Raw genomic sequence first — 14,506 nt, forward strand, 5'->3', positions numbered from 1 at the left:
CGGTGCTAGTGCCGGTGCTGCCGCAGCGGGCGGAGCCCCTGGAGCGGGCGGTCCCGGTGGCGCCGGTGGCTCCGGCGCAGCAGGTGGCAACGCACCCCGCGGCGTCGACGTGCTGGTGCACTCGCTCGAAACCGGCCGCACACAATTCCTCGGCAGCGTCGGTGACATCGCCTTCAACAAAACCGGCACCCTGCTCGCGTACACCGTCGACGCCAACGTGCGCGATGGCAACGGCCTGTTCTTACTCGACCTGCCGAGTGGTCGCACCGATGTGATCGACAACGATTCGTTGCGCTATACGCGCCTCACGTGGAATGATCGCGGCACCGGCATCGCCGTGCTCAAGGGCCGCGACGTGGAGCGCATGCGCGAGCGTGACAACCGCCTGCTGGTGGTGCCCGACGTCGCTGTGCGCACGTCGGTGCTATTCGACGCGTCGAGCGCCGCCGGTTTTCCGAAGGGATTCATGGTGAGCGACCGCACCCCGCTCGCCTTCAGTGATGACGGCGTCCGCGTGTTTTTCGGCACGATCGGACAATCGGCGGCGCCAGACACGGCACGCCGTCGCAGCACCGACTCGATTGCGGACGTGGATGTGTGGCGCACACAAGACGATCGTGTCCAGTCGCTGCAGATGAACACCGTCGACGCCGATCGCAACCGTACCTACCGGCAAGCGTTCGATGTGGCGGCGCAGCGGTTCATCCCGCTTGCCGACTCCAGCATGCGCGACCTCGAACTCGCCGTGAACGGCCCGTGGGCCGTGGGACGCGACGGCCGCGCGTATGTGTCGGACTACAAGCAGCCCGCCTTCGACTACTATCGCGTGGACACTCGCACGGGTGCGCGCACGCCGATGTTCAAGAGCGTGATCAGTAACGGCGGTGGACTCACGCCGGATGGTCGCTTCTACCTGTACTGGAACAACGCGCAGTGGAACGCCTTCGACATGGCAGCGACCACCACCAGAACACTCGGTGGCGGTGTGGCGCCGAGTTTCGTGGACATGGAGGAGGACCATGTGGTGGTGCGTCCGGCGTACGGCATTGCCGGCTACACTGTCGACAGCAGTGCCGTCGTGGCGCAGAATCGCTTCGATTTGTGGCTGCTGCCACTCGATGGTTCGGCCGCGCGTAATCTCACGAATGGCGTGGGCGCGCGTGACCGAGTGGTGTATCGGTATATCCGCACGCAGCCGCTCGACTCCAGCCTGAAGCGTGGTGCGCGCGTAGCACGCGAGATCGATCTCTCGCAACCGCTCACGCTGTCGATGTACGGTGAGTTCACGAAGAAGGCCGGCTTTGCAAAGCTTTCCAATGGTGCGCTGCAAGCGCTCGTGTACACCGACGCGGCATACTCGACCCCCACGCGCGCCACCAACGCCGACACATATCTCTTCACGCGACAGACGTTCGCCGAGTATCCGGACCTGCAGGTGGCGGGCGCGGACATGGCCGACGCGAAAAAGATCTCCAACGCCAACCCGCAACACGCCGAGTACATGTGGGGGCGCCGCGTGCTGTTCGACTACACCACGCGCCGAGGCGACAAGCTGCAGGGTATCCTCGCGCTCCCCGATGACTACGTGGCGGGACAGAAGCGTCCGATGCTGGTCACGTTCTACGAAAAGAACTCGCAGACCATGCATCGGTATCCGATGCCGTCGTACATCACGGGTATGGGCGCGATGCCGGTGGAAGCGCTGAGCCGCGGATACATCACCATGCTGCCCGACGTGGCCTTCCACACCGGTTCATCGCACAGCGACATGCTGGACGCGGTGGAGGCAGCCACGAAGAAGGTTATTGCGATGGGCTACGCCGACGCGAAGCGTATCGGCGTGCACGGACACAGCTACGGTGGCGAGGGCGCGGCATTCATCGCCACGCGCTCCAGGATGTTCGCCGCCGTGGGCATGGGTGCCGGCGTAACCGATCTGTACACCGACTTCAGCCAGAGCTGGGGGTGGACGTACCAAGTGCAGGGTGGCAGTGGCGCCAACGCACATGGCTACTACATCACCGGTCAGGGCCGCTGGGGCTTCTCGCCGTGGGACAAACCAGACGTGTACCGCTTCGAGTCAGCGCTCACGCACGCGCCCAGTGTGTCGTCGCCGGTGCTGATCATGCATGGCACCGCCGACCCCACCGTGTCGTTTACCGAGGGCATGAACTTCTACAGCGCGCTGCGCTACCTCAAGAAGGACGCGTACATGCTGGCGTACCCGAACGAGGGGCACGGTCTGCGTGGCTTCGCGAACCGCAAGGATCTCACGACGCGGTACTTCCAGTTCTTCGATCACTACCTCAAGGGTGCAGCCGCCCCGAAGTGGATGACCGATGGTGTCCCGTTTGCGGGCAAGGCGATGGTGAAGGACGCGAGGTGACGTTGAGGTAGCGAGGCGGTTTCAATGCTCGCCCGGCAAGTCGTCGAACTCGAGCTTGTAAATATCCTCGATCGGTGTGCCCGGCTTCAGCATCAGCTGATCCTTGATCAGCCCCGTCTGCAAGTCGTACACCCAGCCATGAATGTGCAGCGGATGGCCCGCCTGCCAGGCGTGCTGCACGAAGCTGGTCTCGGCCAGCTTCCACACCTGCTCCTGTACATTCAGCTCCACCAGCCGACTCAGCTTCCTCGCCGTGTCGGGTAGGCCGTCGAGCTCATGCTGGTGCATGCGGTACACGTCCTTGATGTTGCGAAGCCACTTGTTGATGAGCCCAAGGTGTTTGTGCGACATGGCATTGCGCACGCCGCCGCAGCCGTAGTGGCCGCAGACGATCACGTGGTTGACCTTCAGCACCTCGATCGCATACTGCAAGACGCTCAACATGTTGAAGTCGGTGTGCAGTACCTGGTTCGCAATGTTTCGGTGCACGAACAGCTCGCCCGGCTCGGTACCGGTCACTTCTTCGGCCGGCACACGGCTGTCGGAGCAGCCAATCCAGAGGAAGTCCGGTTTCTGGTCGTCGGCCATGTGCAGGAAGTAGTCCTCGCGGACGTTCAGCTTGTCCTGCACCCACGCTTTGTTGGCCAGGAGCAGCTTCTTATACGATTCCATGCGCACGACCCCGTTTGCGGAAGTTCTGCATCTTCTGATGAAAATTCTTGAACTCGACCTGGATTTCCCGGTGGGGCGCCCCTTCCTCGAAGTCGGCTAGCACATCGTAGATATCACGATCGATGAACGTGGCGCGTGTGCCGTCCACGATCAGGCTGGAGTTTGCGGGCAACGAGGACAACTTCGCCTTGAGCTCCGTCTTGTTCACGAACGAGGCATCCTTGTTGAGGCGGAGTAGGAACATCATGTCCTGACTCACCAACGTGAAGGCCGAGTGCTGGTTGGTGCGGATCACGAAAATCACCCCGAACACGATACCGATCAGGACACCGGTGAGCAGGTCGGTGAAGACGATCGCCGACACGGTGATGATGAACGGCAGGAACTGGTCCAGCCCCGTCGCCCACATTTCCTTGTACAGTTTGGGCTTCGTGAGTTTATAACCGATCATGAGCAGTACCGCCGCCAAGCTCGCCAGCGGAATGAGATTGAGCAGCTGCGGAATCGCGACGACACAGCCCAGCAGCAGCACGCCATGGATGAACGCCGACCAGCGCGATTTCGCCCCCGCATACACGTTGGCTGAGCTGCGCACGATCACGGCGGTGACCGGAATGCCGCCCAGCAGCCCGGCGGCCACGTTTCCCACGCCTTGCGCCAGCAGCTCCCGGTCCGGGTCGGAGATACGTCTCTGCGGGTCGATCTTGTCCGACGCTTCGAGTGAGAGCAGCGACTCGATGCTGGCCACCACCGCGATCGTGAGTCCGGTAGTGTACGTGCGGCGATCGGTCCAGCGCGACCAGTCGGGCAGCGTGAGCTGCGCAAAGAAGTCTTTCGGACCGCCGGCGGGCAGCGTGACCAGGTGGCCATCCTCGGCCCGCAGGTAGAAGCCGTCGAACAGCAATCGGAACGACTCGTTGAGAGCGATGCCCACGATGACCACGATGAGCGCGCCAGGGATTGCCGACAGCGCCTTCCGTGATTTCACCCAGGGCGTTTCCCACGCCAGCAGAATCGCCATCGAGACCACGGCGATGGTGACCGCCTCGCCATTCGCCGACGCCACGGCCGACGCGATGTCGGAAAGCGTCGTGGACGATCCGTCGGCGGCGCGGAAGAAATCGAAGTCACCCTCGAACTGCACATCTCGCCCGAGGGCGTGCGGGATTTGTTTGAGGATGATGACCACGCCGATTGCCGCCAGCATCCCCTTGATCACGGCGTTGGGCACGTAGTTGGCGATGCGCCCCGCATGCAGCAATCCGAATGCGATCTGGCACACACCCGCCACCATGACCGCGAGCAGGAACGCGGGGAACGATCCCAGTGTCTGAATCGCCGTCGCTACGATCACCGCGAGGCCGGCCGCGGGTCCGCTCACGCTGATCGACGACCCGGACAGCACCGATACGATCAAGCCGCCAATGATGCCCGCGATGACACCGGAAAACAGCGGCGCGCCGGAAGCAAGCGCGATGCCGAGGCACAGCGGCAGGGCCACAAGAAAAACGACCAAGCCAGCCGGCGCGTCGGCAGAGATGGTAGCCCACGGTCCGTTGGGCGGCCGCGGTGGGGAGGGATTCGTCATACGATTCAGCGGTGGCGGGGGCGCTGAGAGCCAGCGAGGAGGCTGTTCCAGATTCTGGTTAATCTACCATGAGCAGCGCGGGTTGGTGTCAAATTCCACTGAGCGGCAGGGACCCCTTTCGATGACCGTCGCGTTTGGTCAGCGAGTCGGCGGCAGGTGCGTCGTACGTTCACCCCCATCAGTCAAGTCCATCATGCGTTACCCCACCCTATTGGGTCTCTTCGTGTTGTGCACCGTTGGATGCAGCAAGAGCCGGCAGGCCGAGCCGCCGCCGCGTGCGAACGCCACGACAGCTTCGGTTATCACGCCGGGCGGCACGATTACCGGGACCTTGCGTGAGCAGCTCCCGGTCGAGCCGTATGTGTACGTGCGCTTGGAGACCGCGAGCGGCGACGTGTGGGCGGCGGTCAACCAGGAGCCGCTCACCGTTGGGTCGTCAGTCACGGTGTACAACGTGCTTCCGATGGACCAGTTCGCCTCGAAGACTCTCAATCGGACGTTCGAGCGGATCTACTTCGGGGCGCTCGAGCCCTCGCGTGGTATGGCGAGCGATGGGCCGGCGGACGTGGGATCCCCCAACGCGTCGACCGCATCGGGTGGGACGCCGCCGGTCCCTGACGCGAAGATCGGCCCGATCGCGCGGGCTCGCGGCGCCGATGCGCGTACGATCGGCGAACTGTGGACCGAGAAGAGTCATCTCGCCGGCGCGACCGTGACGATCCGCGGTGTGGTCGTCAAGTACAACGCCGGCGTAATGGGCAAGAACTGGATCCACCTGCAGGACGGCAGTGGCGATGCGGCGCGCGGGACGCACGACATCGCCGTGACATCGCTCGACGCCGCCGCCCTGGGCGACACCGTGACGATCACCGGTACGGTACGCACGAACCGGGACGTCGGCGCGGGCTACACGTTTGCGGTGATCGTGGAGGAGGCGAAGGTCACGGGACGGTAGGGCAAGGAGGTGCGAGAGCGCTGCTGGCTCGCGCGTGATTTAATCACGCCGCGCGTTACTATTCTAGATGATCGTTTCGTTCCGGGATGCGATACCGAGTCACTCGCGACCGGTCAGAGGACGCGGCGGTTTACGGGTATCGAATGGGTGGCGCGTCGAAAGCTGCGGCAGCTCGAGATCGCCGGTCGGCTCGACGACTTGCGGGTCCCCCTTGGCAACCGGCTGGAGATGCTCAAGGGCGATCGCGCCATACAATACAGCATTCGGATCAACGACCAGTATCGCCTGTGCTTTCGCTGGACAGCCGCTGGTCCGGCTTACGTCGGGATCGTGGACTACCACTAACCGGAAGCGCCTCATGACCGCACTCAAGCCAGTGACACCGGGCGAGTTGTTGCTCGAGGAATTCCTGGTTCCGATGCTACTCTCCCAGTATCGGCTCGCAAAAGAGATCGGTGTGCCGGCGCAGCGCATCGGTGAGATCGTCGCTGGGAGGCGGGCAGTCACGGCCGACACCGACCTGCGCCTGTGTCGGTTTTTCGGCTTGTCGAACGGGTACTGGCTGCGCGCGCAGGTCGCGTACGATACCGAGGTCGCTGTGAAGACGCTCGCGGCAGAACTCCGTCGCATCAAGCCATGGGCCGGCTCCGCAGCGTGAAGTTGCTCGTTCGCTCGAACGCTATCGACGGCCGATACTCGTCTTCCATCTTTTGAGCGCGATCAATGCAACACATACGTGAAGCGCATCGCCCGCCGCGGCAATCCGTGACGGCGCTTGTCGGAACGCTGCTCTTCGCTGTTGTTGCATGCACCTCGCCGGTCGAGCGGAGCACGGTTGCTGAAACACGCGATCCGTCCAACTTGATGGCGCGCGAGCCGATGCTCGCACAGGCGCCCGATGGCTCGCTCTACGTGAGCGGATACGGTGAGGACTATGAGGTGCTGTGGCGGAGCACCGATGGCGGTGCGCAGTGGGTACGTGTGAACGTTGGGACGGCCGCGGACGGTGCGGTGGCAACTCCGACGTGGACTTGGCGATTGCAGCCGACGGTACGATCTATCGGATCGTGATGACGTATGATCGAGCCAAGGAGCTGGGGCGCGGGATCACGGTTGGATCGAGCCGCGACCGCGGCGCCTCGTGGCGCTGGACCGCCCTCTCGCGCGACCGATTCGACGACCGACCGTGGATCGAAGTCGCACCGAATGGTACCGCGCATGCGATCTGGAACGACGGACAGGGAGTGAGCCACGCGGTCAGCACCGACCGTGGGCGCACGTGAAGCGAGCGCTCGCGAGTCGCGCCAAAGGGCATGTCCAGTCATCTGGCAATCAGTCCGACCGGCACCATCGCGGTGCGGATCACACCCCTCTCCGCGTCGGCAAAGCAATTTGACGCTGGAATCGACAGCGTGGCGATCAGCGCCGACGGCGGTGCGTCGTGGACGATGCGTGGTCTTCCCGGCACCCGCCTGTGGTCCGCATACGACAAGCGCTCGCCGCTGTTGCGATAGGTCGAACCCATTGCCTGGGACTCGGTGAATGCCCTGTACTCCCTCTGGAGCGAGGGCACATCGCTCCGCCTCGCACGCTCCAGCGACCGCGGCGCGTCGTGGACCACGGTGCCGGTCGCGCGCGGCGGCGACACGCTCTACTTCCCGTATCTCATCGCGCGCGGAAACGGCGAGCTCGGCATGTCGTGGTTCTCCGGACTTCGCACGAGAGTACGGGCGAATGTCGCACACGTGCGTTTCGACGAGCGCCTTGCCGATACGCTCGGCGCCGTACCGGCGCATTCGTACGACTTCGCCTCGTTTCGTCGCGTTGACGCCGGCAACATCCAACGTGATACAACGAACGTGACCCGCGAACGAGACACGGCCGGCGAGTACGCGGCATTGCTGTTCCTGCGGGATGGACGACTGGCCACCGTCACCACCATTCAGGATTCCGCGCGTCAGCGATACGGCTTCACGTTCCGGCCGTATCGCATCGAGTAGCGCGCTCGCCTACGGCACGATCACCCGAGGCTTCGCGGGCTTCGTGCCATTCAGTCTTGGACGCGGACCGTTGCCGACGTCCACCACGAGATCCTTGATGTAGTTCGCGATCTTCGCGTAGTGCGGATAGTCGATGAACTCCGGCTCGTCGCTGCGCTGGTGGTAGTCGCCGTGCAGTCCGGTAAAGAAGAACGCGATGGGCACACCCTGCTGCGCATAGTTGAAGTGATCGCTTCGGCCGTAAATATTGTTGTAACCGCTCCACGCGATCGGCTCGTCGAACTTGTAGTCCAACGTAAGCGGCTTCGCTTGCTTCGTGTTCACCGCCTTCACGGTTTCGCCCAGGTCCTTCGAGTCGAAGAACGAACCCACCACGCCCACATAATCCGGTCCGCCGCTTGGCAAGTCCTCGGCGCGGCCACGACCGATCATGTCCACGTTGAGCTGCGCCACCACGGAGTCGATGGGCACCGTGGGGTTTCGAACGAAGAACGCCGATCCGATCAGTCCGGCTTCCTCGCCCGTGTGCCAGATGAAGATCGTCGAACGCTTCGGCTTTACGGGCATGGCCATCATCGCTTCGGCGATCTCCAGCACACCCATCGAGCCCGAGCCGTCGTCGTCGGCGCCGTTGTTGATGGAGTCGAGACGCGCCTTCGGATGCACCTTGCGGATGCTGTCCATGTTCACGCGAATCGTCGTCAGGATCTCGGGACCGAGTCCCTGCATGTTGTTCGCCAGCAGCAGCTTGTTCTTTTCGATGTTGAAGGCGCGAATCGAGTCTTTGTCTACGGGTGCCGTGATGCCCACGTGATCGTTGTGCGCGCCGATCGCAACGTACTGGTGTTTGAGCACGGGATCGCTGCCCGGCACCACCGCCACCACATTGCGCGCCCATTCGGTGGGCAGCTCCACGAAGTCCAGCGACGCCGTGACAGTGCCGCCCTTGACGCCGGCCGAGAGTCCGTCGATGTTGCGGCGCTTGAACAGACGCGCCGCGGCATCACGCGTGAGGCGAATCGTGGACTGTGGCTGCAGCGCGGCGAGTTGCGCCTTGAGCAACGCGATCGAGTCAACCGGTCCACGAGCGGCACCCGTCGGCGCAGCGCGCCCAGGCGCACTCGATGTGGCCACGAGCGGCTCGTTCAGCGCCACACGCTGCGTCGGCGTGAGGGCGTCGAGGTCGATCGTGGCGATGGCCACGGCGTCGTCGAACCGTGAACGCGCGGGAGCACCACCGCCACGCACCGCGAACGCTTGCCCCGGACCGCCACGGGCACCGTTCGGATTCGGCCGCAACACGACGAACTTGCCGGCCGCGTCGGCCGCCGAGATCTGCGTCGTGGAGTCACCCTGCGTGCCGCCGAACACCACCTCGGCGCCAACGATGGAGCGCGGCGCGCGCTGACCCGGCATCGCCACAAAATCGGTGTTCCACTCGAGAGGATTCCCGTCGACGGTCATCCGCGAATTGTCGGTGAACTTGCGCAAGCGATACGGCAGCGTCTGGAAGTACGTGCCGTTGTCGCCAGCGGGCAGCAGTCCGAGGCGCTTTACCTCGGCGGCGATCATATCGGTGCCCTTCTTGTTGCCGACCCGACCAACCTGGCGGCCGAGCATGGAGTCGTCGGCGAACTGATAGAGCCGGATCTGCAAGTCGCGCACGTCGATGGCCGCCTTGGTCGGCGCCGGCTTCACGGTGGCGGGATTGCCGTACTGGTTGGTCTTGGCGGTCCCTTGCGCGGCAAGCGGCGCGGGAAGGGTAGCCAAGCCACATACGGAGGCAGCGAGGGACAAGCGGGCGAGCCCGAAGGATCGCATGGTTGCTCCAGGGGAGAGTTGAGAGAGGGTGGGAGTTCCGAAGGATACGTGATTTGGCCACGCAGCGTTCAGCGCAGCGTTCAGCGCAGCGTTCAGCCGATGGCCGCAGGGCAGGCGGGGGGGCTGACTACCGACCATATTGGGCGTCGACCCCTTCCCGGAATCCGTATGTGGCTGTTCGTCCCACTTCTCCTGCAGGCGGCCGGTGCTCAGGCACCCGTTCCGCCCACCACGTACGAGTTGCTGCGCGCTGAGCACGCACGCGGAACCGACATGCGCGCGATCGACGCGGCACTGGTTAGCGGGGCCTCGGTGCGCCAGCGCCTTGCCGTCAGAGCCGTGGGGCGTTTTGAACAGAGCGCCCTCGAGCCCAAGGTGATTCCGCTGCTCACTGCACGCACCGCGTCGGTACGTCGTGAAGCGGTCAATGCGCTGGGTCAAATGCGTTCGCGTTACGACCTGGCCGCGCTCCTGACCGGCGAAAAGGACGCATCGGTGCGTGCCGTGATTTATGAAACGCTCGGACGCATTCCGACGGCGCCGGGAGCGAATGCCACCGCAGTAGTGGCCGCGAACACCGCCGCGGCGCAACATCTCACAGACGGATTGCGCGAGACGGACCCGTTGGTGCGCGCCGGTGCTGCGCGCGGGATTGAATCGTTATTGCGGCGTGCTGCGCGCGTCAATGCACCGAGCGCTTCCACCCTGCAAGCCATCCGCGACGCCGTGCGTAGCGACAGCGCGTCGGATACGCGACAGCTTCTGCTGCTCGCGCTCACCGCCGCGAACGATCGCGATTCCACAACGGTGGCCGTGGCGTTGCGCGATACGAGCGCCGAGGTACGCCGCGTGGGAGTGGCGCTTGGTCGGATTTGGGTGAACGACAACGCGCCGATGGTGCGCTGGCAGGCGCTCAGGGTAGCGGGCACCTGCGCCCGTGCCGCCGCGCACGTGCGCGACACGAGTGAGCACGTGGCGCTGCTGGCCATCGACTTGCTGGGCGACCAGAAGTGCACGGACGCCGCGTCACTGGCCGCGCTCGACGGCGAGAGTGGCGCCGACGCATCGTGGCGTCATCAGGCGCATGCTGCGCTGTCGTTGGCGAAAGTGGCACCGGGCCGGGCATCGGCTGTGGTGCAACGACTCGCGATTTCGACAACGTGGCAAGCGCGCGTGTATGCCGCCAACGCCGCCAAGCTGTTGAAGGACAGCGCGACGCTGAATGCGCTGGCACTCGACAAGGAACCCAACGTGGTCATCGCCGCCATGACGACGCGCGAACAGGCGCTTCGGGCGTTGCTGAGCGATCACGCAGGGCTTGTACTCGCGGCCGCCGCGCAGCTCAAGGGCGATGCAAACCTCGCCAGCGCACTGCCTCAAATGCGCGGCGCCTTCGATCGTTTCACCGCCATGGATCGCGTACGCCTTCGCGACCCGCGCGCTGCGCTGCTGGAGCGCATCGGCGAAGCGGCTGATGGCCCGAGCACGGTCTGGCTGCGCGAACGGTTGAAAGATCCCGATCCCGCCATTGCCAGTAGCGCCGCGCAATACCTGTCGAAGATCACCGGTGCGACCGTGTTGCCCATCACGACCCGCTATGAGCCGGCCGCGTTTCCGAGCGCCGAGCAGCTTCGGGGACTCGACGGCGCGACGGCCACCATGCGTATTCGGGGCATTGGCAACGTAGAACTGGCGTTGCGCTTCGACGACGCACCGATGGCGGTACATACCTTCGTGACGCTGGCCAGCGCTGGGAAGTTCAACGGCCTCACCTTCCATCGCATCGTGTCCAACTTCGTGATTCAAGGCGGCAGCCCAGGCGCCGACGAATACGATCCGATCACCGACACGTTCATGCGCGACGAAGTCGGGCTGGCGCGCAATGCACGCGGTAGCTTCGGCATCAGCACACGGGGGCGCGATACCGGCGACGGGCAGATCTACGTGAACCTCGTGAACAACTTCCGCCTCGACCACGACTACACCGTGTTCGCCGACGTGACGCGTGGTCTCGATCTCATCGACCGCGTACAGGAAGGCGACGTGATCGAATCGATCGTCGTGCGCCGCGCCACCACCTCCGCCCCACGACGACCGTGATCCTCACGTCTGTGCTCTCCCCGCTGCTGCTGGCGGCTACACTGTCGGCAGCACCAACCGTAAACGCCACGCAGACTGACACGGCCGCTCTGCGCGGTGCCCGTCAGCCGGCCATGTCGGCTACCGGTGCGCTGGTGTTCGCGCACGATGGCCAGCTGTATCTGCAGCGCATCGTCGGTGGTGCGGTGGAACGCATCACGAACGGCTCGGCGTGGCATCGCGATCCCACGTGGACCGCCGACGGCAGCGCCATCGTGTTCGCCTCCGACTCACTGGGCAACTACGATCTGTGGCGCATGCAGGTGAATACGTCGGCCAACGGGGGTGTGCAGCCCGGTGCGATGGTACGACTGACCAGCAGCGCCTCGCACGAAACGGCGCCGAGTGTCGGCCCCGATGGAAACGTGGCATTTGCGCGGGGTAGCGGTGGGGCTTCGCGCATCTGGCTGCGCAAGGCGGATGGCACCGAGCAGCGACTCACCAACACGGAACAGACGGAGCGCGCGCCGCGACTCTCTCCTGACGGCGCGCGCATCGCGTGGATTTCGATCAACGAGGCCGGCCGACGTGTGCTGGTGCGCCCGGTAAACGTCGGCGCGCAGGCCACCGCAGGCAGCACCGCAGGCAGCACCGCAGGCAGCACCGCAGGCAGCACGTCGAGCAGCACGGCCAGCAGCGATGCGACGGTGGAATCGGTGGATTGGTCGCCGGATGGACGACTGGCAGTGTCGATGCGAAGTGGCGTGTATGCGGTCGCCACCGATGGCTCGTACAGCGCGCTGGTGTCGAAGGCGCACGGCGACGTGGACTGGTCGGCTGATGGTCTGTTCATCACGATCGCCGAGTATTCGGAAGTGGTGGTGGGGTACAACGGGGATCCCGATCGTGGTCTCGATCGTAGCGCGACCGAGCGGTTTAGCGGTGCTGCCGGGTCTGCCGCGGTGCAGGGTGATGCAATGATCCGCGTGCTGGCGCCGTCCGCGCCAGACGCCGGTCGAATGGCCGCCGTGTCGTCAGTTCCAGACGGACGTGCTGTGCGCAACGCAGCCGCCTTCGATCGACTCTGGGAGCGAGTGGCGCGCACGTATTTCAGCGGTGCCGACGCCGCCGCACGTCGCGCGCAGTGGGATGCGGTGCGCGCGTCGCACCGACCGCGCGCGCTGGCCGCCGCGAACGACAGTGTGTTGCAGCAGGTGCTGTACGAGGCACAGCAGGCGCGCCCGGCTTTGCGCGCCGATGCGAAGGGGCGCGCAGCTGTGTCCAGTGCGCATCCGGTGTCCACCGAAGCGGGTCTGGAGGTCATGCGTCGTGGCGGCAACGTAATCGATGCCGCCGTCGCGGTCAGCTTCGCGCTTGGCGTGGTGGAGCCTGATGCCAGCGGTATCGCTGGCTATGGTGAGATGGTGATCGCGCTCGAGGGTCGCGCCACACCCACGCTGATCGAGTTCATGAGCCGCGTACCCGAAGAGGGGGGCTTGACCAACACGTCGCTGCTGGTGAACGGACGGTATCCTGTCGATGGTCCGGTATTGGTGAACGTGCCGGGCACGGTGGCGGGGATGTACACGGCGTGGCAGAAGTACGGCAGCAAGAAGCTCCCGTGGGCCGACCTCCTGGCGCCGGCGATTCGCGCGGCGCGCAACGGCTACGAGGTGAGTCAGGGACTCGCCACCACGTTGGCCACCGAACGCGAACATTTCGCGAAGTACGAAGGCAGTCGCGCGTTGTTCTTCCGGAACGGGCAACCGATGGCGGCCGGCGATACGATCAAGAACCCCGACCTGGCGTGGGTGCTGGAACAGATTGCCGCCAAGGGAGCCGATGGTTTCTACAAGGGCGACGTGGCCACCAAGTGGGTGGCCGATCTGCGCAGCAAGGGCAATGCGATGAAGCTGTCGGACCTCGCACGTTACTTCGCGCCCGAGCGCGAGCCGATTCGTGGGACCTATCGCGGTTACACGATTTACTCGAGCGCGCCACCGGTGAGTGGTGGCGCCGAACTCGTCGCGCGCCTCAATCTGCTGGAGCAGTCCCCTGCCCCGTCGCGCTCGGGAAAACGCTACACCGACGACCCGGCCTCGCTGCACGCGGCGCTGTCGGCGTGGTTCCTCGTGCCCTCGTCGCGCAATCGCATCGCCGATCCCGCCATGTGGCCGATCGATGTCGCACCGATCGTGAACAAGGACACCGCGCGCCTGCGCTGGCGCTGCTTCGATGCCAACAAGGCTTTAACACCGGCCTCCGTGCGCGGTGATACGTTGCCGTGCCTTCCCAAGGCAGCGGCGCCTGCTGCAGCGCCGGCCAAGCCCACCAACTCGACTGACGCGGCAGAGCCCCCCTGCGGCGACGAACATGCCGCTGAAATGACCGTTTGCCATGCAGCGGGTACGACTGCATTCACGGTGGCCGACAACGACGGCAATGTGGTCGCCGTCACGCAGACCCTTGGCACCTGGGGTGGCAACTTCTACGTCACACCCGGACTCGGCTTTCTCAGCAACGACAAGCTCACCAGCTACGGCACCGACCCCACTCAGTACGGTTCGCGACTGCCGTTTGCGCGTCACGGCAGCACACTCGCCCCCACGATCGCTTACAAGAACGGCAAGCCCTTCTTCGCGGTCGGCGCCGCCGGCAATGCGTGGATCACGTCGGCGGTGTATCAGACATTGCTCGGTGTGCTCGACTACAACCTCGGCCCACAGGCGGCGCTCGAGCTGCCTCGCTACCTGCCGGGCGGCGGCTTCGGCGGGGCAATCGGTGCCGCGCCGGGAACACCGGTACCGTACACGTTGCAATTGGAAGACGGGTTCTCACCCACGGTCATCACGCGACTCCGGGCCTTCGGCTACGACATCAACTTCGTGTCGCTTCCGGGCGAACTTCGCGAAGGCTACGGATCGGCCGTGCGTATCGACGGCAAGGTGGTGACCGCCGGCGCCGACCCGAGACGGGCCGGCGCAGCGGGCGCCATCAAGTAGGGT

General features: G+C 64.8%; 12 protein-coding genes and 1 pseudogene. 10 read left to right on the plus strand and 3 right to left on the minus strand.

Going from position 1 to position 14,506, the window contains the following annotated elements:
* Positions 1 to 2,386 (plus strand): prolyl oligopeptidase family serine peptidase (locus ACESNG_RS13680; RefSeq protein ID WP_373069411.1); only part of this gene is annotated, 2,386 nt, incomplete at its 5' end.
* 21 nt (positions 2,387 to 2,407) lie between these two features.
* Here the strand turns inward: ACESNG_RS13680 and ACESNG_RS13685 are convergent.
* A complete protein-coding gene (locus tag ACESNG_RS13685; protein ID WP_373069413.1) occupies positions 2,408 to 3,058 on the minus strand; it encodes a carbonic anhydrase in 651 nt (216 codons plus the stop codon).
* Positions 3,045 to 4,646 (minus strand): SulP family inorganic anion transporter, encoded by a 1,602-nt coding sequence (locus ACESNG_RS13690; RefSeq protein WP_373064855.1) that lies wholly within the window; start codon positions 4,644 to 4,646, stop codon positions 3,045 to 3,047. Before ACESNG_RS13690 ends, ACESNG_RS13685 begins: the two co-directional genes overlap by 14 nt.
* A gap of 193 nt (positions 4,647 to 4,839) precedes the next feature.
* Here ACESNG_RS13690 and ACESNG_RS13695 point away from each other — a divergent pair, with 193 nt between their 5' ends.
* The 7 genes and pseudogenes from ACESNG_RS13695 (at position 4,840) to ACESNG_RS13725 (ending at position 7,601) form a co-directional block, all read left to right on the plus strand.
* On the plus strand, positions 4,840 to 5,601 hold the full coding sequence (locus ACESNG_RS13695) for a nucleotide-binding protein (protein WP_373064857.1): 762 nt from the start codon (positions 4,840 to 4,842) through the stop codon (positions 5,599 to 5,601).
* A 67-nt stretch (positions 5,602 to 5,668) separates the two neighbouring features.
* Positions 5,669 to 5,946, plus strand: a pseudogene (locus ACESNG_RS13700) (type II toxin-antitoxin system RelE/ParE family toxin).
* 13 nt (positions 5,947 to 5,959) lie between these two features.
* On the plus strand, positions 5,960 to 6,259 hold the full coding sequence (locus tag ACESNG_RS13705) for a HigA family addiction module antitoxin (protein WP_373064859.1): 300 nt from the start codon (positions 5,960 to 5,962) through the stop codon (positions 6,257 to 6,259).
* 107 nt (positions 6,260 to 6,366) lie between these two features.
* Positions 6,367 to 6,672, plus strand: coding sequence for a hypothetical protein (locus ACESNG_RS13710; RefSeq protein ID WP_373064861.1), 306 nt, complete (start codon positions 6,367 to 6,369; stop codon positions 6,670 to 6,672).
* Positions 6,672 to 6,884: a hypothetical protein gene (locus ACESNG_RS13715; protein ID WP_373064863.1), complete on the plus strand. Its 213-nt coding sequence runs from the start codon at positions 6,672 to 6,674 to the stop codon at positions 6,882 to 6,884. Before ACESNG_RS13710 ends, ACESNG_RS13715 begins: the two co-directional genes overlap by 1 nt.
* Before the next feature lie 30 nt (positions 6,885 to 6,914).
* Positions 6,915 to 7,115: a hypothetical protein gene (locus ACESNG_RS13720; protein ID WP_373064865.1), complete on the plus strand. Its 201-nt coding sequence runs from the start codon at positions 6,915 to 6,917 to the stop codon at positions 7,113 to 7,115.
* 24 nt (positions 7,116 to 7,139) lie between these two features.
* Positions 7,140 to 7,601: a hypothetical protein gene (locus tag ACESNG_RS13725; protein WP_373069415.1), complete on the plus strand. Its 462-nt coding sequence runs from the start codon at positions 7,140 to 7,142 to the stop codon at positions 7,599 to 7,601.
* Between the two features lie 9 nt (positions 7,602 to 7,610).
* Here the strand turns inward: ACESNG_RS13725 and ACESNG_RS13730 are convergent, their stop codons facing one another.
* Complete coding sequence (locus tag ACESNG_RS13730) at positions 7,611 to 9,371, minus strand: M28 family peptidase (protein ID WP_373069417.1); 1,761 nt, start codon at positions 9,369 to 9,371, stop codon at positions 7,611 to 7,613.
* 219 nt (positions 9,372 to 9,590) lie between these two features.
* On the opposite strand from ACESNG_RS13730, the gene ACESNG_RS13735 reads away from it, so the two are divergent.
* A complete protein-coding gene (locus tag ACESNG_RS13735; RefSeq protein ID WP_373069419.1) occupies positions 9,591 to 11,522 on the plus strand; it encodes a peptidylprolyl isomerase in 1,932 nt (643 codons plus the stop codon).
* Positions 11,519 to 14,503 carry a gamma-glutamyltransferase gene (locus ACESNG_RS13740; RefSeq protein ID WP_373064872.1) on the plus strand — a complete coding sequence of 995 codons (2,985 nt, stop codon included), beginning with the start codon at positions 11,519 to 11,521 and terminating at the stop codon, positions 14,501 to 14,503. Before ACESNG_RS13735 ends, ACESNG_RS13740 begins: the two co-directional genes overlap by 4 nt.
* Positions 14,504 to 14,506: the final 3 nt, after the last annotated feature.

Origin of the sequence: Gemmatimonas sp., from assembly GCF_041689975.1 — a bacterium.
In the GTDB taxonomy this organism is placed as follows: Bacteria; Gemmatimonadota; Gemmatimonadetes; order Gemmatimonadales; family Gemmatimonadaceae; genus Gemmatimonas.